This window comes from Bacteroides sp. 1001302B_160321_D4, assembly GCF_015667765.1.
GTDB classification, from domain to species: Bacteria; Bacteroidota; Bacteroidia; order Bacteroidales; family Bacteroidaceae; genus Bacteroides; species Bacteroides xylanisolvens.
Genome location: NZ_JADPLO010000029.1, coordinates 25589 through 46521 on the forward strand (window position 1 = coordinate 25589; position 20933 = coordinate 46521).

The 20933-nt window shown below is 44.6% G+C and carries 27 protein-coding genes; 26 read left to right on the forward strand and 1 reads right to left on the reverse strand.

Annotated features, from left to right (window positions below):
* The first annotated feature begins 9 nt into the window (after positions 1-9).
* Positions 10-738, forward strand: a complete 729-nt coding sequence (locus tag KFO40_RS12600) for a DUF5932 domain-containing protein (RefSeq protein ID WP_004317459.1) — start codon at positions 10-12, stop codon at positions 736-738.
* 29 nt (positions 739-767) lie between these two features.
* Positions 768-2222 (forward strand): AbgT family transporter, encoded by a 1455-nt coding sequence (locus KFO40_RS12605; RefSeq protein WP_211146429.1) that lies wholly within the window; start codon positions 768-770, stop codon positions 2220-2222.
* A 192-nt stretch (positions 2223-2414) separates the two neighbouring features.
* On the opposite strand, the gene KFO40_RS12610 is transcribed toward KFO40_RS12605, so the two are convergent.
* Positions 2415-2720 carry a helix-turn-helix domain-containing protein gene (locus KFO40_RS12610; protein WP_004325853.1) on the reverse strand — a complete coding sequence of 102 codons (306 nt, stop codon included), beginning with the start codon at positions 2718-2720 and terminating at the stop codon, positions 2415-2417.
* A gap of 112 nt (positions 2721-2832) precedes the next feature.
* Between KFO40_RS12610 and KFO40_RS12615 the strand changes: the two genes are divergently transcribed.
* The 24 genes from KFO40_RS12615 (at position 2833) to KFO40_RS12730 (ending at position 20932) form a co-directional block, all read left to right on the forward strand.
* The gene (locus KFO40_RS12615) at positions 2833-3066 is read left to right on the forward strand and encodes a hypothetical protein (RefSeq protein WP_029425873.1); all 234 of its coding nucleotides are present in this window, start codon (positions 2833-2835) and stop codon (positions 3064-3066) included.
* Between the two features lie 11 nt (positions 3067-3077).
* Positions 3078-3629, forward strand: a complete 552-nt coding sequence (locus KFO40_RS12620) for a hypothetical protein (protein ID WP_211146430.1) — start codon at positions 3078-3080, stop codon at positions 3627-3629.
* A 122-nt stretch (positions 3630-3751) separates the two neighbouring features.
* A complete protein-coding gene (locus tag KFO40_RS12625; protein ID WP_004325856.1) occupies positions 3752-4030 on the forward strand; it encodes a hypothetical protein in 279 nt (92 codons plus the stop codon).
* A gap of 18 nt (positions 4031-4048) precedes the next feature.
* A complete protein-coding gene (locus KFO40_RS12630; protein ID WP_004303404.1) occupies positions 4049-4306 on the forward strand; it encodes a hypothetical protein in 258 nt (85 codons plus the stop codon).
* 17 nt (positions 4307-4323) lie between these two features.
* On the forward strand, positions 4324-4590 hold the full coding sequence (locus KFO40_RS12635) for a hypothetical protein (RefSeq protein ID WP_004325857.1): 267 nt from the start codon (positions 4324-4326) through the stop codon (positions 4588-4590).
* 25 nt (positions 4591-4615) lie between these two features.
* On the forward strand, positions 4616-4792 hold the full coding sequence (locus KFO40_RS12640) for a hypothetical protein (protein ID WP_004325858.1): 177 nt from the start codon (positions 4616-4618) through the stop codon (positions 4790-4792).
* Positions 4789-4971 (forward strand): hypothetical protein, encoded by a 183-nt coding sequence (locus KFO40_RS12645; RefSeq protein WP_004303402.1) that lies wholly within the window; start codon positions 4789-4791, stop codon positions 4969-4971. Before KFO40_RS12640 ends, KFO40_RS12645 begins: the two co-directional genes overlap by 4 nt.
* A gap of 22 nt (positions 4972-4993) precedes the next feature.
* Positions 4994-7897, forward strand: a complete 2904-nt coding sequence (locus tag KFO40_RS12650) for a hypothetical protein (protein ID WP_211146431.1) — start codon at positions 4994-4996, stop codon at positions 7895-7897.
* Complete coding sequence (locus KFO40_RS12655; RefSeq protein ID WP_008998374.1) at positions 7894-8208, forward strand: hypothetical protein; 315 nt, start codon at positions 7894-7896, stop codon at positions 8206-8208. The genes KFO40_RS12650 and KFO40_RS12655 overlap by 4 nt, the downstream gene beginning before the upstream one ends.
* Positions 8209-8802: 594 nt before the next feature.
* Positions 8803-9291 (forward strand): hypothetical protein, encoded by a 489-nt coding sequence (locus tag KFO40_RS12660; protein WP_008998373.1) that lies wholly within the window; start codon positions 8803-8805, stop codon positions 9289-9291.
* An 87-nt stretch (positions 9292-9378) separates the two neighbouring features.
* Entirely contained in the window at positions 9379-9813 is a 435-nt protein-coding gene (locus tag KFO40_RS12665; protein ID WP_195483817.1) for a hypothetical protein, read from the forward strand.
* A gap of 61 nt (positions 9814-9874) precedes the next feature.
* A complete protein-coding gene (locus KFO40_RS25885; RefSeq protein WP_008640069.1) occupies positions 9875-10741 on the forward strand; it encodes a S49 family peptidase in 867 nt (288 codons plus the stop codon).
* A gap of 24 nt (positions 10742-10765) precedes the next feature.
* Positions 10766-12967 (forward strand): hypothetical protein, encoded by a 2202-nt coding sequence (locus KFO40_RS12675; RefSeq protein WP_211146432.1) that lies wholly within the window; start codon positions 10766-10768, stop codon positions 12965-12967.
* Positions 12968-13026: 59 nt separating this feature from the next.
* Positions 13027-13833 carry a hypothetical protein gene (locus tag KFO40_RS12680; protein WP_008998370.1) on the forward strand — a complete coding sequence of 269 codons (807 nt, stop codon included), beginning with the start codon at positions 13027-13029 and terminating at the stop codon, positions 13831-13833.
* 115 nt (positions 13834-13948) lie between these two features.
* The gene (locus KFO40_RS12685; protein WP_008998369.1) at positions 13949-14896 is read left to right on the forward strand and encodes a hypothetical protein; all 948 of its coding nucleotides are present in this window, start codon (positions 13949-13951) and stop codon (positions 14894-14896) included.
* Positions 14897-15052: 156 nt separating this feature from the next.
* Positions 15053-15727 (forward strand): DNA-methyltransferase, encoded by a 675-nt coding sequence (locus KFO40_RS12690; RefSeq protein WP_008998368.1) that lies wholly within the window; start codon positions 15053-15055, stop codon positions 15725-15727.
* Complete coding sequence (locus tag KFO40_RS12695; protein WP_008998367.1) at positions 15702-16046, forward strand: hypothetical protein; 345 nt, start codon at positions 15702-15704, stop codon at positions 16044-16046. Before KFO40_RS12690 ends, KFO40_RS12695 begins: the two co-directional genes overlap by 26 nt.
* Positions 16027-16707 (forward strand): hypothetical protein, encoded by a 681-nt coding sequence (locus tag KFO40_RS12700; protein WP_004318181.1) that lies wholly within the window; start codon positions 16027-16029, stop codon positions 16705-16707. Before KFO40_RS12695 ends, KFO40_RS12700 begins: the two co-directional genes overlap by 20 nt.
* Positions 16667-18388 (forward strand): hypothetical protein, encoded by a 1722-nt coding sequence (locus tag KFO40_RS12705; RefSeq protein WP_008998366.1) that lies wholly within the window; start codon positions 16667-16669, stop codon positions 18386-18388. The genes KFO40_RS12700 and KFO40_RS12705 overlap by 41 nt, the downstream gene beginning before the upstream one ends.
* A 457-nt stretch (positions 18389-18845) precedes the next feature.
* Entirely contained in the window at positions 18846-19232 is a 387-nt protein-coding gene (locus KFO40_RS12710) for a hypothetical protein (protein ID WP_004303389.1), read from the forward strand.
* Between the two features lie 377 nt (positions 19233-19609).
* On the forward strand, positions 19610-19861 hold the full coding sequence (locus KFO40_RS12715; RefSeq protein ID WP_004318183.1) for a hypothetical protein: 252 nt from the start codon (positions 19610-19612) through the stop codon (positions 19859-19861).
* Positions 19858-20208, forward strand: coding sequence for a hypothetical protein (locus KFO40_RS12720; protein WP_004318184.1), 351 nt, complete (start codon positions 19858-19860; stop codon positions 20206-20208). The genes KFO40_RS12715 and KFO40_RS12720 overlap by 4 nt, the downstream gene beginning before the upstream one ends.
* On the forward strand, positions 20205-20561 hold the full coding sequence (locus KFO40_RS12725; RefSeq protein WP_004318185.1) for a hypothetical protein: 357 nt from the start codon (positions 20205-20207) through the stop codon (positions 20559-20561). The genes KFO40_RS12720 and KFO40_RS12725 overlap by 4 nt, the downstream gene beginning before the upstream one ends.
* Positions 20558-20932, forward strand: a complete 375-nt coding sequence (locus KFO40_RS12730; RefSeq protein WP_004325868.1) for a hypothetical protein — start codon at positions 20558-20560, stop codon at positions 20930-20932. The genes KFO40_RS12725 and KFO40_RS12730 overlap by 4 nt, the downstream gene beginning before the upstream one ends.
* Position 20933: the final 1 nt, after the last annotated feature.

Here is a 20933-nt window from a genome sequence, read left to right on the forward strand (position 1 = left end):
ATAAGAAACATGGAAGAACAGAAGTTTAAAGTTATTATCGTAGAGGATGTAAAACTGGAGTTGAAAGGGACAGAAGAAATATTCCGTCATGAAATACCGAATGCGGAAGTGATCGGTACGGCAATGACGGAAAGTGAGTTCTGGCCGTTGATGGAGGCGCAACTCCCCGATTTGGTATTGTTGGACTTAGGACTGGGAGGTTCTACGACCATTGGTGTTGACATTTGCCGGAATATATTCAAACGCTACAAAGGAGTCCGGGTACTGATCTTCACAGGTGAGATTCTGAATGAAAAGTTGTGGGTGGATGTATTGAATGCCGGTGCCGACGGAATTATCCTCAAAACGGGAGAACTACTGACGAAAACAGATGTGCAGGCTGTGATGGACGGAAAGAAACTGGTATTCAACTATCCGATTTTGGAAAAGATTGTAGATCGTTTTAAGAAATCTGTAGCCAACGATGCCAAGCGTCAGGAAGCAGTCATCAGTTATGATATTGATGAATACGATGAACGTTTTCTCCGCCATTTGGCCTTAGGATATACGAAGGAGATGATTGCCAATTTGAAAGGGATGCCTTTCGGCGTAAAATCATTGGAGAAACGACAGAATGATCTTATCGGACGCCTTTTCCCGAATGGAGAACGGGTGGGAGTGAATGCTACCCGATTGGCAGTACGTGCACTGGAATTGCGTATTATCGATTTGGATAATCTGGAGCCTGACGAAGAATAATTAATGGCAAGTAATACCTCTGGAAAGTAATGAAGAATAAATGGCGTATGCCCCATCCCGCTACGATGTTCCTTCTGCTGACAATGGCAGTGGTCTTTCTTTCATGGATATGTGATATCTATGGGTTGAAAGTGACACTACCGCAGACAGGCGAAGACATCCGTGTACAAAGTCTGTTAAGTCCGGAAGGGATCCGTTGGTGGTTGCGGAACGCTATTAAGAATTTCACGGGCTTTGCTCCGTTGGGCATGGTGATTATCGCTATGTTCGGACTGGGAGTAGCACAACATTCCGGTTTTATTGATGCGTGCATCCGCATGGGAGTAGGGAACCGGCAGGAAAAGAGGAAAATCATCTTGTGGGTGATTGTGTTCGGTTTGTTGTCGAATGCCATTGGGGATGGTGGATATATTATTTTATTGCCTATTGCCGCTATGCTGTTCCAGTGGGTGGGACTTCACCCGATTGCAGGGATTGTTACAGCTTATGTCTCTGTTGCGTGCGGGTATAGTGCCAATATTGTATTGAGTACGATGGACCCGTTATTGGCACATACCACCCAAGAGGCGGCACTGGCGCAAACGGGTTATCAGGGGAACACGGAACCTCTTTGTAACTACTTCTTTATGAGTGCTTCAACAGTAGTCATTACAGCTATTGTGTATTGGATTACTCAAAAATGGCTTCTTCCCACATTAGGAAAGTATGAAGGCAGTGTGAAAGTGGTGGCTTATCATCCTCTCTCTCGCAAAGAGCGGCGTGCTATTATGATTTCCATTGTTGTAGCAGCTGTTTATGTCGCTCTTATCTTGTGGCTTACTTTTTCTTCTTATGGAATTTTGCGAGGGGTGAACGGAGGTTTGATGCATTCGCCTTTTATTGCCGGTATTTTATTCCTGCTTTCTTTGGGAGCAGGTATTACGGGGATGGCTTATGGATTCAGTTCCGGACGGTATCGCACTGACAATGATGTGATTGAAGGACTTACGCAGCCAATGAAACTTCTTGGAGTGTATTTCGTTATCGCTTTCTTTGCTGCACAGATGTTTGCCTGTTTTGAATATTCCCATCTGGATAAATGTTTAGCCATCATGGGAGCTGATTTGCTCTCTTCGTTTGAGCCGGCTCCTTTGTCTGCTCTCATCCTGTTTATTCTATTTACGGCATTGATAAACCTGATTATGGTATCTGCTACCTCCAAATGGGCTTTTATGTCTTTTATCTTTATTCCGATGTTTGCACAGATGGGAATTGCTCCGGATGTAGCACAATGTGCTTTCCGTATCGGAGATAGTTCGACGAATGCCATTACTCCTTTCTTATTCTATATGCCTTTGGTGCTGACTTATATGCGGCAGTATGATAAACAGATTACGTATGGCTCATTGCTTAAATATACCTGGAGATATTCATTAGGTATCCTGGTTGCCTGGACATTGATGTTTATTGTCTGGTATTTGTTGAAAATACCGATGGGATTATAGCCAGTACGTGAAAAAATATCAAGTAGACAACATGTGGACGATTCTATTAAATGAAAAAATCGCAAACGCTATTTTAATAGCTGTTTGCGATTTCTCTAAGTGATTCAAGTAACGTTTATTAATCGCTTGATTATTAATTGCTTGTATAATTGTATAGCCTACAATATGCCTACATTTCTTATCTATTACAGGTTATTTCTTACTTAATAAGACTTGTATTAGACGTTCCTTCTCCTCAATTATCCTTTCTAAATCAGCTATTTTTGCATCCTTATCAAGTTCATTTGATTTTATTCCAGGTATGGGAATATTATCAAAGAATACACCTACAGGAACTTCCAGAACCTTTGCTATTGCCTCAATGGTTTTTGTATTCGTTGTTCCATTCCTGACAATAGCCTGTATGCTACTATCTTCTTTTCCTATACGTGATGCAAGTTCTCGTATAGTGATTTTCTTTAACTCACATAATTCTCTTATTAACAAGAAATTAGCCATATTATATCTTTGTTATAACTTTTATTAACGTAATTCTTATTCACTTGTGGTGAAAATAATTATACCTTTGCTATGTAAAGTTAATAATAATGAGTATATTTATCACAAAGGTATGACGAAAAAAAAATTAAAAAGGAATGATGACGGCGAGAAACTAAGAATGTACCTTTTGAATTTGCCGGTAAAAGAATCTTCTGAAATGTCCCTTAAATTGGCAGAAGCATGTAAAGTGCCATTACATACCTTTCGTAATTGGCGGGGTAGTCGTTGTCGTATTCCCGAACTTGCCAAGGATAAGATCGAGGAAGTAACAGGCGTAAAAATCTTCCATAGTGAAAACCAATAAATAAAAGAAAAATGAAATCAAAGAAATTAGAAATCGAAATTCCGGAAGGTAAAACGGCCGTCTGGAGAAATGGCATCTTAACTCTTATTGATGAACCGGAGAAAGACGTAAAAGAACGTATTAAGACGTTTGAGGACGCCTGCCGTGAAATTGGCATTGATGCGGAAGCATGGAGCCGGGATAAAATATCCCTCGGTCTTGAACCTGACGTTCTGGCTTTCCTGAAACTCCGTATCATTGTCAAGGCTTTAAATGAAGGCTGGGAACCTCAATTTATAGAGGATGAATACCGTTATTATCCTTGGTTTATTCTTTATACAGGGGAAGAATACAATAAGTTGGACGAGGAAGAAAAGTCTCGTGTGGTGTATCGGTCGAACAGCGCCGCGGGCGCGTTAGGCGGTGTTTCGTATGCGGCCGCGTATAGCGATTCATCGGTCACGAGTGCGTACATCGGCGTTCGGCTTGCCTTCAAAACGTCAGAACTGGCAGCGTATTGCGGTCGACAATTCCTTGATATTTGGGCGGACTTTGTTTTTCTTCCGGAAAAGAAAAGTGAATAAATAACCGGGGCGGCTTTTGCCGCTCCATATAATAACCGCCGGAGTGTGGAGATAACCCCGAAGGGCGAAAGCGGGTGTTATTGGTAGTTCGATGCTATCCTCCGGCACAGCTATAAACAACAATGAGCAAAATTTACATAGTAACTAAAAGGGAATCTGGAAAATACGAAGAAGACGGCGTTTGGTTTTCTATCCTTGCCGCATTTGATACGAGAAATAAAGCAGAAGAATATTTAAAGAAATATGTAAAAACGGCTCCTAAAGAAGCTTACTACACTTTCTATCGAATAGAATCTGTTCCGTTGTTTCTTTCTTCTCATAAAGTGAAAATAAACAGACCGAAACATACGACCTATCCTATTGGTGAATTGGTAAAATTAAAAATAAGTGGTGAAAAATAATTCAAATCAAGAACAGAAATGAGCAAAAAAATCTCCATAAAAGTAACTGAAGCACAACCGCTTCCTTGCCCTTATTGCAATGGTTTTTACGGTTATCAGTATAGTGATCTGTTTAGAATGAGTTACACGAGTGTGCATAATTCTGACGGTACATATTCCGGTGGGGAATATTCCGACGGAGTTTCCTTAAACAAGAGTAAAACAGCTTATTGTGTGAATTGTGGTACCAAACTACCTTTTACCCTAATACGTGAAGGTGAGGAACAAGTCGAATAATTAAAAATAAATCAGAAATGAAATCAACAATTACCACCCCCGATGAATTAACCACGCTACGAATAGAAGGCAGTAGTGGAACCTATAAAATATTCAGTAGCTTCCGCCCCATGGAATCCCCTGCGTTCGTGGATGCGGTGGACCGGAAATATAATCTGGCGGAGATTAAGAATCTTTCCGGCGGAAAAGGTTATTTCCTGGTACACTTGAACAGAGAGCAGCAGGAAACTATACAGGAGGATTTAAGCGCTATCCTTTGCGATAGTGTGCCATGTCTTCTGTAAACTAAGACGATCTTAACGAAATGCCATGAAAGAAGACAGACGCCTAAGAAACCTACGTTATCAGATGCGGAAGAAAGGTTACCAGTTCGATACAAAGAACCTGGTGGCCATTATGCCTTCACATGACAAACGTTCCCTTCTCCAGGAAAGGAGATTAAGCAAATTCGGTTTTTCAATTCAGTATAACATGTTTGAACAATGAAAGATAAAAATTTAAAATACATCGCCCACGCTATCATCGTGGTTGCCTTTATGGGGCTGATTGCCTTTGTCATTTATTATACGGGTAAAACCGCTTTTCTTTGGCTGTTATTATTCGTTTTCCTGTATCAACCTTGGACGGAGATGTGCCCGGGACGGAAAGAAGACAACGAAGAATAAGTAACCATGTAACTTTATAACGATGATAAAGGCAGAAGACATCTACAAAGTAACCAACAACGGGCTGGATATAATTCTACATTATTATCCGCAAGCCCGGGATTGTGTCGGAACCAACCGCCATTTCAAACGCCGGCCGTCAGAGGACGACGCGTCGGCCTGTATCAAGTTATTCGGAAAGGAAGGTTCCCAGCAGGTTTATAAGGTAACGGATTTCGGCGATACCGGAACGGCTCAAAGCCCTGTCGATATCTGCATGTATGAGGAAGGCCTCCGGTTTAACGAGGCTATCCTTAAACTTGCATCCATGTACAACGTAACCGATGAACTCAACCGTAACGTAAACAAGCCGGATATCCGTAAGGTTCCGGCCTCCCAGGATCAGAAAGACGGTACTAAAATTTTCGAGCTTGCCGATCATCTCACCCCGGAGCAGTTACGCATACTCGGCCCCCGTGTCACCCAGGAGAACGCCGAGGCCCTGCACTGGTATTCGGCCAAATACATAGGGTATGTAAAAAATCGCGAGGTAACTTATAAATACGCGACTGCGACATACCCTATCTTTATGCGCGAATGTCTGGTAAAACCGGCCGAGGGTGACACGCCCGAAGTGAAGTTCTATAAAATATACGAGCCCCTGAATCCGGACAAGCAGTGGCGTTTTTCCTACACCCCGGAAGGTGTCAAGCCGAAAGACTATATAAACGGCCTTTCCGAACTGAAAGCCTTATACCGGGAATTTAATTCCAGGGAGGAAGCCGCTTTTAAAAAGAATCCGGCCAATGCGGAAAAGCCCTATAAGGAGCAGAAGCTGCAGGAGGCGTTTATATGTTCCGGAGAGCGCGACGCCCTGTGTGTTAAATCGCTGGGCTTTTCCCCGATCTGGTTTAATTCGGAGACGTATAAACTTTCCGAACAGGACTATAAAGAGATCATGAAATACGTTGAGGTCCTGTATAACATACCCGATATCGACACGACGGGCAGGGTGAAGGGTACGGAACTTGCATTACGCTTTATCGATATCCATACGATCTGGCTACCGGCCTGGCTTACCACTTACCGGGACCAGCGGGGCAAACCGCGTAAGGACTTCCGGGACTTCATGGAATTAAGAAGCAAGAACGAAGATTTCCGTAACCTTATGACGCTTGCCATGCCCGCCAAATTCTGGTATTCCAAGTTTAACGAGAAATCCCGGCAATGGGATCACAATATAGACGCGGACTGCCTTCACTACTTTTTACGTCTTAACGGTTTCTATTCGCTTCATGATGAAAATTCCAGTTCAACGAAATACATCCGTATTACCGGCAATATCGTAAAACTGATAAAGGCAAAGGATATCCGGAAGTTTATCCGTGAGTGGGCCCAAGAGAGCTTTTTATCCCGCGATATAAGGAATCTTATTCTGAACAGCCCCAAACTGTCAGATACGGCCCTGGACAACTTGCAGGAGATCGAACTGGATTTTACCAATTATACCCATAATACGCAGATGTTCTTCTTTCCCGGTTGCAGCATGGAGGTAAGCGGTACCGGTATAAAGGAGCATCCGGCCAACGGCAGCACATTGTCCCACTACGTTTGGGAAGAAAACGTCCTGAAACACAAAGTCCGTCTAATGGAAGACATGTTTACCATTTCCCGTAAAAAAGACATAGAGGGCAACGATGTATTTGATATCCGGATAAATGCCGTACCGTCTAACTTTTTCGGCTATGTAATCAATTCGAGCCGCGTTTACTGGCGTAAGGAACTGGAATACAATTTCGATAACAAGAGCGTGGGGGAAGCAGAATCCTACCGGGAGAAACATAAATTCGATATCGAGGGGGAAGGCCTCATGGCGGAAGAAGTGGCCGAACAGAAAAAGAACCTTATCAATAAGATATTTACTATCGGTTATATGTTGCACCGGTATAAATCCCCTTCCCGTGCCTGGGCACCGCAGGCCATGGATAACAAGATCGGTGAAGACGGGGAATGTAACGGGCGTTCGGGTAAATCATTCATGTTCAAGGCCCTTTCCTACTTTATGAAGACCGTCAAGCTTTCCGGCCGTAATCCTAAACTAATGGATAACCCGCATGTGTTCGACCAGGTGAACCAGCATACCGACTTTATTCTGGTGGATGATTGCGACCGGTATCTTAATACGGGCCTGTTTTACGACATCATCACGTCAGATATGACCGTGAACCCGAAGAACAACCAGTCGTTTACTATACCTTTCGAGGAATCGGCCAAGCTGGGATTTACAACTAATTACGTTCCTATTGATTTTGATCCGTCTACGGAAGCCCGTTTGCTGTACCTGGTATTCTCCGACTACTACCACCAGCGTACGGAAGATAACGACTACCGGGAAACGCGTTCTATCCGGGACGACTTCGGTAAGGATTTGTTTTCCAAGACTTACAGCGAGAACGAGTGGAACGCCGATATAAATTTCTTCTTGCAGTGCTGCCGTTTTTATCTTTCCCTTTGCGAGGAATCTATAAAATTGCTTCCGCCCATGGAAAACATTATCAGGCGTAAATACAAGGCCGATATGGGAAATAACTTTGAGGATTGGGCGAACTCTTATTTCTCTCCGGACAGCGAGCACCTGGATAGCTTTATTGTTCGTGAAAAGGCTTTTGCTGATTACAAAAGCTTTTCCGGTGTGAATAAAATCACGATGCAGCGTTTTACAAAGGCCCTCAAAGGTTTTGTGGCCCTTTGTCCCTACATTGAGGAACTCAACCCGAAGGACCTTTGTAACTCCCAGGGGCGTATTGTACGTAAGGATAACGACGGAAAGGCCGCTGACATGATCTATCTACGTTCATGCGGCACGGCGGAAACGGCTGCCGGTGGTGGAACGGAACCGGCCGATCCGACACTCATGTTTGTACCTGATGAACGACCGGATGAATGAATAACGCGCATTTGAAATTAAACAGCATGTCCGAGTTTACCGCGCTCTGGAACAGCGGCGAGAGGTTCCGGAAATTCGCCGAACAGGTCTACCGCTATCTGGAGCGTATGAAACCCGGTACCGTCCTGATGCTGGAACGCTATTCGGGCGAGCAGCTCGAATGGATCATCAAAACGGCCTGTGTTTTTATCCTGGAAGGAGACAACTCCCTGGAGTATGAATTTAATGAGGACTATACGGCCGTCGTGCACCGCTATGTACCCCCGGACGTAAAGAAATGGATTTTAAGCAGGTGCAAACATCGCGTATAAGACGGATCGGAGCCGGTATAAGATACGAAAAGAGGGACCAGATACGAATGTGTCGGTCCCTCTTTTCGTATGGAAACAGATGCGTCCCGCCCGGCTTCCCTCCCCATACCCCACCTCTATTTCATACAAAATTTTAGTAACCTTGTAACCTTTGTTTGCTTGAAAGAAAAAAGTCTGAAAATCAAATAAATAAATAGGAAATAAAGGTTACGAAGTTGCAGTTACAAAACGGTTACTAACTTTTCCGGTTTGTAACACTGGCCTTTTTATCTTCTACCGGTAAGCCCGGTTACAAACTGTTTTCCTGCCATTTTTTTGTAACGGGAATTAGTAACGCTACTAAGTTGCTAAAATACAGCATATTATCTTTACCGGTTGCCCGGTTACGAAATTACAAAAATTTAGTACCGGATTATATTAGAACAGCTTGGCAGAGAAAATACCGGCCGTGTGGCAGCAGGAAAAGGCACGTTATAATTATTCTCCCAGAGTATATTTATTAAAATGGCGGCTGAAAGCCTACATTTTCTCGTAAATGGCAGAACAACAGCCCATAAAGAAATATCTTTGCCCTTAAAAAGGAATGTTATTGTTATGATTACCACCCGAATACAGATTGAATCCTACCTGGCCGAGTATGTCCGGGGCAAATATTACGACGAAACGGTCGGTACCGTCCGTTTTCCTTCTTCGTCCGATATCTATGTGACTATTTACGATCTCATGGAGAAACGGCCAGTTAATTGTTCGGCTGACCGCGGCAACCTGGAGTTTATGCTGCCTGACCGCCGGGAGGCCAATTTTGCCGGCGGCAAGTCTCCGGAACAGTTCAATTACATTTCCGTACGTGGTACCGCCATTCTTGAAAAGCGTTTGCGTGCCCTGATGTGGGCCGAGCTGCACGAACTCATGGACGAAAACAAGCACCTGCACGGTATCGAATTTAAGGAAACCGTTTTTACCTTCCTGAAAAAGTATAATATCTCTTCCATTCAAGAAGACGGACTACTGAAAAACTACCAGCGGTGGCGGGATAGTTTCAGGCGTAAGAAGAAAAGGGCCTATAATCGAAAAAAAGTGTAAAAAAGCAAGTTATTTTTTACCTACCAACTGTATCTGTTTGTCCTTTTTTGTCCGGTTTTTGGCTGAAAAACGTCCGAAAAATGCTGAATATTTGATTATCAACACTTTATATCTATAATTATGTCAAGGAAGTTAATATCCTCCGCCCATAGCCTGCAACTGGTTCCCGTTTACAACATTATTCATTTTGGCGTCGTGCGTTCGAAAGTCGTTATTCGCTCAATCGGAAAACCTGATATTCTTACGATCGTACCGGGAACCTTAAAACCAGGTGACAGCAAAAATGAAGACGTCTATACTAAAAAACATACCTTCAAACTTGCCGACGTGTCGCGAAATAAGACGCTTTATCTGGAAAACCTGAAAGCGACGCCCTTTGTCGCTCTCTATATTGATGAAACGGGTAATACCCGTGTTTCCGGTTCTCCCGATTATCCGCTTACCTTTTCTTTTGAGATCGGCGGGGGGCTGTATAATTGTACCCTGTCCGGCACGGGTCCGGGCGTTGATGCGTTTCTGTAGGCTTCTTTCAGTCCTTCTCTACCTATAATATAGGCGTTTTCTTTGTCGTAAAAAAGAGAACGTGGACAAAATACAGGAGATTTTTACAGCACCTTGGGCAATCGCTGATAATGATTATTACCGGTTGCTTTCTTTACTTGTGCCGTGTGTTGCAGCCGGCAACCTGGATGCGATCGAAAAACGGCTTAACAATAATAAAATAACCGCTTACGCTACTACTCCTTACCTTGCCAACCGGTGGGAACTGGATGATGACACCCTGCCGGCTGACAGCGTGGCCGTCATTATCCTGGAAGGTACCTTGTATTCTTGGGAGACTTACCGCCTGGAACAGCAACTCCGGGATATTTCCGGTAATCCGAAGATTTGCGGCGCGGTACTCTGGATAAACGGTCCGGGCGGTATGGTCGCACATGTGGACCTGGCGGCTAAAATGATTGCCGAATCTTCCAAACCTATAGCTACTTACGTGGCCGGTACCATGGGGAGTGCCCATTTCTGGCTGGGAACCGCCGCCGGTAGAACCTTTATCGCTTCCCCTATGTGTGAAGTCGGTTCCGTCGGGATCATGCTTACTTACCAATCTTTTAAGGAATATTTCAGGAAACAGGGCATTGATTACCGGGAAATCTATCCGGATAGTGCCGATCTGAAAAACTATGAAACCCGCGCGATTGAAAAGGATAACAACGAAGAGCCTATAAAGCAGCGTTTGGTCGTCATGCACCGTATTTTCTGCGATGCGATCAGTCGGAACCTGGGTATTGCCTACGATCCGGAACTTCCCCTTTTCCGGGGACAGATATTCACCGGCGACGTGGCCGTGGCAAACGGCTATATCGATCAGTTCGGTACGTTGGAAGACGCGGTAAAGTGGGTACTGGCACAGGCCACCGTCAGAAAAGTAAACGAGATGTATAACATATAGTATTAACTTCAAAATTTTGTATATATGAAATTTAAGAGCTTTTCCGCTCACATTCTGGCCCTGTTGGGCCTGTCGGAATGGAGCAAGATAGAGGATAAAAACTCTATCACGGCCGAGGAAGTGGCAAAACTGAAAAACTACGGTTTTACCGAAAAATTCCTCACGGACTTTAAAGCGTCCCTCGAGAACGACTTCCAGGACGAAGCCGAAGACGGAAACCAGGGAGAGGAAACCGAGGAACCCAGAACTACCGCTTTCCTTCGCGGTTTGTTGGGTGATACTGCTGCCCGTCTGACACAGGCGCAGGAACAGCTTGAAGCCTTGCAGACGCAACAGCGTGACGAAAACCGGAACAACACCGCGCTGATTGCCAAGAAGGATGCCGAAATAACGAAGCTTTCCGGCATTATCGCCCAACTTTCGGCCGCTGCGGAAGATGATCCGGGCAAAGGGAAGCAACACAACGCCCAGGCGGACGGTAAAGGGGCTTTCAATCTCCAGGATGAAAAGCAGCTGGGAGGCTTGCAGGGTGAAATGTTCTCACTGGACCGCCCGTATAACCTTCGCGCCAAAGCTGCGTTAATGGAGGCTGCCGGTTTTGAAATGATTGCTCTTCCGAAAGCAAGTTCCATTGACTACAGCCGTTTGAAGGAGGACCTCGGGGCCTTTTACCGTATTCCCTGGCAACAGCGTTTGCAGTCGTTTTTAATGGAACTTCCTTCCATTGAAAGTATTTTCCCGCTTGAATCCGGTTATCAGGATTTGGCTACGCTGGTAAACATTTGGCTGGGTGAGTTCTCACAGGCCGGTAATGAGGAATCCGACTTCGACAAGGTGACTAAAGGTTCCTACGAGTTCGACGATGAAACCCTGCGCATGTTCAACGTGATGTTTGCACACCGTTTCAAAAATTTAAAAGCCCTGGAGAAAACCTGGATCGGCACTTTGAACAAGGAAGGTTCAAACCCTATCAAGTGGTCTTTTATCGAGTACATCCTGGCCGAAACTGCCAAGAAGTTGCATAACGAGCGCGAACAACGCCGTATTAACGGAATCCGTAAGGACCCGAATCTGAACGAACCGGGCAAAGCACTTGCTGCAGCTGACGGTCTGTATGAGTTCCTGAACAAGAAAGTGAACGGACATACCGATATCAATAACGGAAAGTTCGTTTACCAGATCAAGCCGTTCGAGCTGGGAGAACTTACCGAAGCAAACATCGGTGAAAAGGTGTACAAGGGTACTTCCATGATCCCGGCGGTTCTTCGTGACAGCGGTAACCTGGCACTTTATATGCCTTCGCACTTTATTGTATTGTATCATAAATACAATGAACTGCATTACGGACAGAACCAGGATTACAAGGCTAATATCATGTATGTGAAGGAATATCCGGCGGTAAAGATTATCCCGGTTCCCAATGCTGACAACCACCACCGTATTTTCTGGACGTTTGAAGGCAACATTAAAACCTACGAGGACAAACCGGGTGAAATGACGGCTTTCAACCTGGAGCAGGAAGACTGGAGCCTGAAAGTCTGGAGTAACTGGCGTGAAAGTATCTGGGCTATTGCCGTGGGCTTCAAGTACACCAAGAAAGAAGATATGGACTATACGCGCCAGATGATCTTCTGTAATGAGTATGACCGCCCGGCGTCTTACTTTGTGGACGCTGACAAGGACAAGAACCCGTCGGCCAAGCTTCATACCTCCATTGTTACCGTAGCCAACACAGCCGAATTTACGATTACCGATATTGAAGACGCGCCGGTAGGTACGGTTATTTCCCTGAAATGCGGAAGCGTGGATAAAGGTGTTAAGATTGAAAAGAGCGGAAACTTTGAACTTATTTCCGAGGCCTGGCAGCCCGGCAAGGGGGATGTTATCAAACTGATGAAACGTGCCGACGGTAAATTTATCGAGATCGGCCGCGAAAACGCTTCTTCCGATGCGTTACAGTTTGCGCCGGATGAAACGGAACCTTCCTTGCTTGACGGTGAAGTATTCGTAACCGGTGAGAATACAAAGGCGACGGCAATCACTAACTTTACCGATGCGGAAGTCGGTGTTGTTTACACGATCTACGGAAACGGTTCTGAATATGCTTCCACCATTGCGGCCGGCGGAAACTTTGTTTTAACCGAAGCTATGACACTTTCCGAAGGCAAGTTTATCAAGCTGGCGAAAGCCGCCGACGGTAAATTCTACGAAGTGGCAAGAGGCTAATTTTTTGCGGAAGGGATACTTTATCCCTTCCATTTTATAACATTATAAATCATTAAGTTATGACATACGTAAAAGCAAGCGTAAGAAGGCCGGCCGGCAATCCCGGTAACGGTATTCAGCCCAAGGATCAGCTCGTAATTTACGACGTTGACGATATTCTTTCCTTTCCGCAGAGAAACGATGCCGGCGTGGTTATCGAGGATGATATCGTAATGAAGGCGGGACGTTACGCGATCGGTATTTACCTGACACCCGGTACCGCTGAAATCAGTTCCAACAGTGACGGGGAAACGGACGCCGAAGGTTATACGCCTTCCGTTAAGTTCAATCATCCCGGTAATGAACAGGAAATTCGCGAGTTTAAGACAAACTGGCTGTCCAAGAAATGTATCGTTGTGCTCCGTTATTGTAGCGGAAAGCCTGCCGATCTGATCGGAACACCCTGTAACCCGTGTAAATTATCCGTTTCTTATACCGGTTCCAATGAATCGAATACGAACGAGCTTACTTTCACCCAGATCAGCAAGGGGGATGATATCGCCATTTACCGGGGTACCGACACCCTGGAAGAACCGGTGGCCGTAGTGGAAGCCGGTGCCACGGATATAGATTACCAGACGGACGGGCAGTACCAGCTTTCCGCAGGTGCGGCTAAGATAGCCGGTGTTACCGGTGGAAGTCATGGATCGGTAATTACCCTTATGGGATGTTCGGGCGTTGCGCCCACAGTGGAGACGGGCGGTAATTTCCTTCTGAAAGGTGGTAAGACGTTTACCGCTTCCGAAGGTTCCCAACTGACGTTGCGGGCGTTTAACGACGGTTCGGAGGCTATGAAATGGATTGAACAAAGCCGTTATGAGGCGTAAGTAAACGGCTTTCATATAATTCAAAGGGTGACCGGCAGCACATGCCCGGCCACCCTTTGTCCTTTTTAGGGTAATTGCCCCTTTTTTCCTTTGTATCATCAAATTTTTATATAGTATGAAACAGGAAATTATTACCTATCTGGCCGGTCCGCGTAACTTCATTCAGGGCGTGGAACTGTACGAGAAATACGGTATCAACCGTATGTTAAAGAAGTCATTCCGCCGGCAGGGAGAAACGGAAACGATGAAGGCCATTCTTTTAGAGGAACTACGGAAGTTGGCCGGGCTTTCCGAACGTGAGTTTAAGACGATCCGGCGCAACTCCAAACAGCCGGCCGCGGTAAAAATGGAACCCGTCCGGGAGGAAACACCCAAAACGCCGGTAAAATACAGCGATGATTTGTTGCTGGAACTTGCCGAATCTTTCGGTGTCAGCGTGGAAGAACTCGTTTCGTCCGATTTCCGGGATAAGGTTCTTTCCATGGATGAAAATGCCGACCGTGTGGAAGAGCTGGAAGAGGAACTGGAAGAGGCGGAGAAACGATACAAGGCAGCTCCGGAAACCGTAACCAAAATGATACGTTTCCGCGAGAAATTTACCTTTCTGAACTCTCCGGATTGTCCCGACATTCTGAAAATACTTGTTTCCGACATGTTCACCGCATACGGGAAGTATAAGGAAGCTTTTGCCCGCCTGGAAGCCACGCCGGATGATGTCAGTTCACTTTCTACAGCACAGGAAGCGCAGGCGGTTGTGGAAAACTTCATCGCTAACCGCGATATGTGGGACGAACTGGAATATTACCGGGAGAACGGAAAGATTCTGGGTAAATGTGAGAAGGTAAAAAGTTTGTCCGTCCGTAAGGGCGTCGAGAACCTTTCGGATATCGACATACAAAAGGCACTGAATAACGCCCGCGCCAACCTTTCAAAGAATAAGGCGAAACTGGAACAGGCCGGGGATGATGAGAAGAAGAAAACGAGTGCCCTTGCATTGATCCAGAAGTGGGAAACTACACAGAAGGCCATAGAGGAAGAAATCGAGGCGCGAAAAAAAAAGTAGTCGAACTTATTGCCAGTCTGACAGGGAAACGGCAACGGATCACAAAGAACCTGGGCCGTTTCTCTCATCCTTGCGACCGCTCGGAGCTGGGACACCAGCTCAAAACATTAACCCTCCGGATAGAAAAAGAAGAAAGCCGGCTTAAACAACTTTCCAATGATTACAAACAAAATTTATAACGAGGACTGCCTGGAGGCGTTGAAACGTGTTCCGGACAATTCCGTAGATTGTATAATAACCGATCCGCCTTATTTCCTGGGAATGACACACAACGGGCAGAAAGGCAGCTTTAAAGATTTGTCTATCTGTAAACCCTTTTACCGGGATTTGTTCCTGGAATTTAACCGGGTGAAGAAACCCGGTGCTTGTGTGTACTTTTTTACGGACTGGCGCGGGTATGCTTTCTATTATCCGTTGTTTGACTTGTATATAGGCGCGTCAAACATGATCGTCTGGAACAAACAGTCGGGCCCGGGTAATCATTACGCCTTTATACATGAGCTTATTTTGTTTCATTGCGGGAAGGGTGTTTCTATCGGTGCCACAAACATAATAGATAATATCCGGTCTTTTGCGTCCGGTGCGAAACTGGTAGAAGGTGAAAAGGTTCATCCCACACAGAAACCGGTGGCGTTGATCCGTAAACTGATTGAAGACAGTACAAAGCCCGGCGATCTGATCCTGGACACTTTCGGCGGTTCCGGTACTACAGCCGTGGCAGCCATTGAAAGCGGCCGGAACTTTGTATTAATGGAACAGGACGAAATTTATTATTTCACGGCACAGAAACGAATAAAAGATGCGTATGAACGATTTAACGGTGGTGGATAGTATTTACCTGGATGCGCAGCAAAAAGAGGATGTACGGCGTTTGTCTTCTTTAGGGTATTCGCCGAAAGACATAGCCGTTTCCCTGGGGCTTTCTCTGGAGGATGCCAGGCTTTTTGTCCGGGATGCGGAAACGGTAGGAACTTCCGTTAACTTCCTGATCCGGGAAGGGATTCTGGTAGCACGTGCCGCCCCTGAAATAAAACTCCATGAAGCGGCGGAAGGCGGAAACGTGGAAGCTATAAAACAGCTGGAGGCCGTACGGAAAAGACATACTTTTGAACGTTTAATCGAACAAATGGATGACGACGAATTTAATTAAGCCCTCACGAATAGACTTTGACAAGGTGGATATCAACCAGATTCAAAGGATTCTTTCTACCGGTACGCTGGAAGCCCTCGCGCCCGATGAAAGGGAATATTACAGCCTTATGGAAATGGTACGGGGCCTTCGTGCCCGTATGCGTATAAATGGTAAGCTGGTGACAAAGGCCGGCATCATCCGCCTTTTGAAGTCGGAACCTTACGGCCTTTCGGACTGGATGGCCCGCCAGGTGTACGCTGACAGTCTCAATTTCTTTTATACGCAGGATAACGTACGCCCGCAGGCTTTCGCTAACTTGTATGCGGAAAAGGCCGAAAACTGGGCGAATACCGTCTTTCTTATGGGAAATGTGAAGGAGGCTAAGAACCTGCTGAAACTGGCGGCGGAACTTCGCGGATGTTATAAGGATCAACAGGCCGAAATACCGGAGGAACTGCTTTCACAGAAAAGCACGGTTATTTATACTACCAGCCGTAAGGATCTGGGTGTTCCTGAAATCGACCGTAAGGAACTGGAAGAGTTTATCGACGCGATCCCGGAAATTCCTGTTATTGTACGTGATAATATAAAAGAGGACGCGCGTATTAAAGCTTTTGACCTGAAAAAACGTATGTTGTATGATATCAAAGAGTTCGGGGAAGATAACGAAGGTGAGTAACGCCGATGATGTGGAAATCAAATACGGCCATATAATCCAGGTTCTGACGGACTGGATCGATACTACTATCCTTGTATCTGTTGACGGGCGCGGTATGGCCAAATCGACCGTTATACAAGCCAGGCGTTCCGCCCGTTGCGTGGAAGAAATGCCCGGCGGTGCGTTCGCTTTTGTTGCCAATACCTACAGTAACCTGGAAGATAATATAATGCCGGCCGTTCAGAAGGGCTGGCAGCTTATGGGCCTGATCGAAGGGGTACACTATGTAAAAGATACCCGCCCGCCTGAATCCTGGCGGCGTAAATGTTCGGTTATTGTAGATGATTACAAGCATGTTTACAGCTTCTGGAACGGATGCGTTATTTTTATGGGATCACTGGATAACCCTTCACTGCTTGCCGGAAAGTCTGTAATACATCTGTTTTATGATGAAGCGAAGTACGACAAGGAAATGAAAGTAAACCGCGCTATGCCTATTCTTCGCGGTGATGCGATCACTTACGGACATTCCCATTTGTTCCTGGGGATAACCATTACTACCGATATGCCGGATATCGACGAAAACGAGTACGACTGGTTTTTCCGGTATGTCAAGCAAATGGACCCGGAACGGATCATTAAAATAGTACAGGCGGCAAGTATGCGTAATGATCTGGTAATTTCTCTATTAAAAGAAGAAAGAAAAAATAAGCCTTCCCCCTTGAAGCTGAAACGTTTGAAACGGGATATTGAATATTACGACCGGGCTTTATTGAAGTTGAGAAAAGGACAAACGTTCTTTCTTAACGCTTCTTCATTCGCTAATGTTGAGATACTTACGATAGAGTATTTAAGGCGGTTGTATAATGGTACGCTGGAGCTTCACGAATTTAAAAAGTCGGTGGTGGGTATGCGTCCCGGTCTTCGCAGGGATTTACGTTTCTATGTGTTGTTTGGTGAAGGACATAAGTATTATAACGGTACCGCTTCCGGGGAAGCCGCTTACAGTTCGCGGGAACTCCGGTACCTGCACCATGATAAAACGATTGAAGGCGGTATGGACTTCGGTAATATGCTTTCTTTGGTGATCGGTCAGGCGGACGGTGCTTATTACCGGGTACATAAGAACTTTTTTGAGATACCGCCGGGCTGGTTCCGGGAGATCGCCGACCAGTTCCTCACCTTCTTCCAGAACCACGAATACAAAGAACTGGATTTGTACTATGACCGTGCAGGTAATAACTTTGAGAAACAGAAGGAGGATTACGCGGGTAAGATCAAAGACGCCATAGAAAAAGACGGCAGCGGGAACCGTACCGGCTGGATCGTAAACCTAAAGAGCCGTAAACAGGCAGTTATCCGACAGGATGCAGAATACGACTTTATGCAGGAGATTATGGGCGGTACCAACAAGAACCTGCCTATCTTGCTGGTTGATGCGGTGAACTGTAAAGAAATGGTTAGTTCCGTAGAAAAGGCAAAGGCTGAAATCAAATACCGGGGTAATTCTAAGGTAGTGTTCAAAGTGAAGAAGTCCGAAAAGCTTGCACCGAAAAAACTACCGATGTTATCCACCAATTTCTCCGACGCTTTCAAATACTTATTGATGCGCCCCGGCTGGATAGCTTTAGTACGGGGCAAGCGGACGCTACAGGCCGACTCGTTTGTGGATCAATGGATAGAGAACAGGCATAAAAGGTAATTGCCTTGTAACGCTGGAAAATTGGTTTTCCGGCGTTTTTTGTGTTACCAGGTTACGGGTACCCCTCCGGGAGAGGTCATATTTCACCTTTTAGGGGGAGGGCAACTGCTTTCCGACTTCTGAGCGGCTCGGTCTTCGGAAGGTGTCATTTTTTTAGTTTTTGAATTTTTTTTCGGCTTTTGACTGTTTTTCAGTCGTTTATCTGCATTTAGACCAAAATTTTACGCGAAAAAGTGCGTTTTTTATGTGTTTTTGTTTCATTTTTTGCCCATTTTTGGGTGAATTACCGTGTATTTTGGGGCGGTTGCCTTTCATTTTTGATTGATTTTGGGGTAATATTTTTTATAAATGTATATATTTAAGTACTTTTGCAATCGTCAAAATTACACTGCATATATACCGTCAGGACTTACGGGGTGGTACAAACTAAAGTACACACTAATTTTAAGTTACTGATATGAAAAGATTTTTTTTAGTTATTGTATTGGCCATACTAACAATGGCAGCCATTGCACAAGAACCGTATAAGGCTTATTGTGAAATCGTGGGTACTGGAAATATAACCGGTACAAAAGTAAAAATAGAAGTAGATTTCGGCCAGAAGGCAAAATGGGCAACACCAAATGCTCGTTTTTTAGTAGATGAAAACGGTGAAAAGATGAATTTTAATTCAATGATAGACGCCGTTAACTATTTGGCTAAATTGGGTTGGGAACTAATACTGGCTTATCCGGTTACACCTACACAAGGAATGAGCAAAGACCCTGTTTATCACTATATTCTTTGTAAAAAGGTAACTTCTGATGAACAGATAAAAGAGGGAATTAATTTAAAAGACAAATAGAATATTAATTATAGTGTGTAACGCTCACCCTTAATCAGGTGGGCGTTTTTTGTTACGAAGTAACGAATCGTAGAGTCGAGAAACTTTCTTTCCTAATAAACTTTTATTAACGTTTTTTTTTTTTTTGTTCAGAATTTAATGCCGACATTTGCCCCTGTCAAAGTTAACACCGCTGGTGCGGTCCGGTGAGTCTCGGTTATTGGCTCGAATAAATAACGGGCTTTTTTTATGCCCGATAAGTGCTTGTTTAATACAAGGCGGTTGCCTTTCCCTAAACTTATAACCCGATCTTCGGACGGTTTGCGGTGTTAATTTTGACGAATTAGGGGAAATGGTAACCGCCTTTCCCATGTAAAATAGTCAAAATTAACACCGTTATGAAAAATGAATTTCAATCCGGTACAAGCTATGTACCTTCGTTCCGTACTGGTAGCACGGACGTAAACACAATCCAACATCGTTATTTTCAGGAACCGAAACATGAATGTACTGTTTGTTCAACTTCTGGGGCTTATTACTTATCTGCTATCGCTTGTTTCTGTCTTACTTTTATCTATCCACCGGCTGTCATTGGTGCAGTTATATGTGTGTGTCGTGCCAAGAAAGCGAGGAAAGGAGGCCGAAAATGATATCTTATTTTATAGAGCTTAACGAATATAAGCCACAGAACCGAAAATGTGCTGAAATGGCAGAGTTTGCAAACCAGTTTGGTAATACGCTTTGCCCTGATAAAATTTCCTTTGATGCTTTTAAAACTGAACTGGAAGCAAAGGTAAAGGAGCTGAACGAGAAATACCCTAAAACAATGCCGCTGAAAATATCTTCCGGTAGCGGGTTTATTCATATAGATCAGGACACTAAAACACATAATAACGGCTGTGACAAGCCTGTAGCCTATTTTTTCATTTACCGGGTTAAAAGAATATATAGGTTTTCAGAGCGTCCCCAGATAGAAAAGAAAGGAGGTGCCGAATGATATATACTGAATATCAGCAAGTGTTACTTACTCAATTACAAAACAATGATAAAAGGATTGAGGAAATAAAGAAGGAAAAGGAAGAAATACAGGAAATGTTTCTACAAGAAAGTAAATTTAAACCGGGTGATCTGATACAGATTGATTATAAAATAAGCAATGCTACTTTTAAAGTTCGTGGCTGGATTTTCCGGATTACATTCTGGAGGAATCGCCCGTATTATCACCTGAATTTACCCAAGAAAGACGGTTCCCGCGGATTAAGGGTTAAAAGTGTATGCGACGGGGTACTGGAAAGTATAACAAGTATTTCACATATTAAATTAGAAGACTTAAAAGGAGGTGCCAAATGAATACAAATAATCCTGATATCCTATTTTTCGTTAGACGTGAATACGGCACGCCTTCCATTGAATTAAGAGCCTATAAGGTGGAGAAGGTTAACAATGAGTTTGCTTTCCTTGAACTTGAACGTTTGCGGTTGGTTGTTTTCTCCGGTGATTTTCAGTCTGTATCACTTCATCACGAGTACGGTAAAAACAACTGTCTGTATAATAGTGCCAATAATATACCGGATTTGATGAAAGACATGAAGAGGTGGCAGTTATCGCCCATTGACAGACGTAATTACGAACGGTTTAGGAAAGTCGCCCTCGGGATATACCGGCAGGCCGGAATAATTGATTTCACTACCTTAGAGACTACACCGATTAAAAACGTTTAAT

Bases quoted from the DNA above. Each gene is read 5' to 3' on its own strand.
- KFO40_RS12600 (WP_004317459.1), top strand. From the start codon at position 10: ATGGAAGAACAGAAGTTTAAAGTTATTATCGTAGAGGATGTAAAACTG.
- KFO40_RS12605 (WP_211146429.1), top strand. From the start codon at position 768: ATGAAGAATAAATGGCGTATGCCCCATCCCGCTACGATGTTCCTTCTG.
- KFO40_RS12610 (WP_004325853.1), bottom strand. From the start codon at position 2,720: ATGGCTAATTTCTTGTTAATAAGAGAATTATGTGAGTTAAAGAAAATC.
- KFO40_RS12615 (WP_029425873.1), top strand. From the start codon at position 2,833: ATGACGAAAAAAAAATTAAAAAGGAATGATGACGGCGAGAAACTAAGA.
- KFO40_RS12620 (WP_211146430.1), top strand. From the start codon at position 3,078: ATGAAATCAAAGAAATTAGAAATCGAAATTCCGGAAGGTAAAACGGCC.
- KFO40_RS12625 (WP_004325856.1), top strand. From the start codon at position 3,752: ATGAGCAAAATTTACATAGTAACTAAAAGGGAATCTGGAAAATACGAA.
- KFO40_RS12630 (WP_004303404.1), top strand. From the start codon at position 4,049: ATGAGCAAAAAAATCTCCATAAAAGTAACTGAAGCACAACCGCTTCCT.
- KFO40_RS12635 (WP_004325857.1), top strand. From the start codon at position 4,324: ATGAAATCAACAATTACCACCCCCGATGAATTAACCACGCTACGAATA.
- KFO40_RS12640 (WP_004325858.1), top strand. From the start codon at position 4,616: ATGAAAGAAGACAGACGCCTAAGAAACCTACGTTATCAGATGCGGAAG.
- KFO40_RS12645 (WP_004303402.1), top strand. From the start codon at position 4,789: ATGAAAGATAAAAATTTAAAATACATCGCCCACGCTATCATCGTGGTT.
- KFO40_RS12650 (WP_211146431.1), top strand. From the start codon at position 4,994: ATGATAAAGGCAGAAGACATCTACAAAGTAACCAACAACGGGCTGGAT.
- KFO40_RS12655 (WP_008998374.1), top strand. From the start codon at position 7,894: ATGAATAACGCGCATTTGAAATTAAACAGCATGTCCGAGTTTACCGCG.
- KFO40_RS12660 (WP_008998373.1), top strand. From the start codon at position 8,803: ATGATTACCACCCGAATACAGATTGAATCCTACCTGGCCGAGTATGTC.
- KFO40_RS12675 (WP_211146432.1), top strand. From the start codon at position 10,766: ATGAAATTTAAGAGCTTTTCCGCTCACATTCTGGCCCTGTTGGGCCTG.
- KFO40_RS12680 (WP_008998370.1), top strand. From the start codon at position 13,027: ATGACATACGTAAAAGCAAGCGTAAGAAGGCCGGCCGGCAATCCCGGT.
- KFO40_RS12685 (WP_008998369.1), top strand. From the start codon at position 13,949: ATGAAACAGGAAATTATTACCTATCTGGCCGGTCCGCGTAACTTCATT.
- KFO40_RS12690 (WP_008998368.1), top strand. From the start codon at position 15,053: ATGATTACAAACAAAATTTATAACGAGGACTGCCTGGAGGCGTTGAAA.
- KFO40_RS12695 (WP_008998367.1), top strand. From the start codon at position 15,702: ATGAACGATTTAACGGTGGTGGATAGTATTTACCTGGATGCGCAGCAA.
- KFO40_RS12700 (WP_004318181.1), top strand. From the start codon at position 16,027: ATGACGACGAATTTAATTAAGCCCTCACGAATAGACTTTGACAAGGTG.
- KFO40_RS12705 (WP_008998366.1), top strand. From the start codon at position 16,667: ATGATATCAAAGAGTTCGGGGAAGATAACGAAGGTGAGTAACGCCGAT.
- KFO40_RS12710 (WP_004303389.1), top strand. From the start codon at position 18,846: ATGAAAAGATTTTTTTTAGTTATTGTATTGGCCATACTAACAATGGCA.
- KFO40_RS12715 (WP_004318183.1), top strand. From the start codon at position 19,610: ATGAAAAATGAATTTCAATCCGGTACAAGCTATGTACCTTCGTTCCGT.
- KFO40_RS12720 (WP_004318184.1), top strand. From the start codon at position 19,858: ATGATATCTTATTTTATAGAGCTTAACGAATATAAGCCACAGAACCGA.
- KFO40_RS12725 (WP_004318185.1), top strand. From the start codon at position 20,205: ATGATATATACTGAATATCAGCAAGTGTTACTTACTCAATTACAAAAC.
- KFO40_RS12730 (WP_004325868.1), top strand. From the start codon at position 20,558: ATGAATACAAATAATCCTGATATCCTATTTTTCGTTAGACGTGAATAC.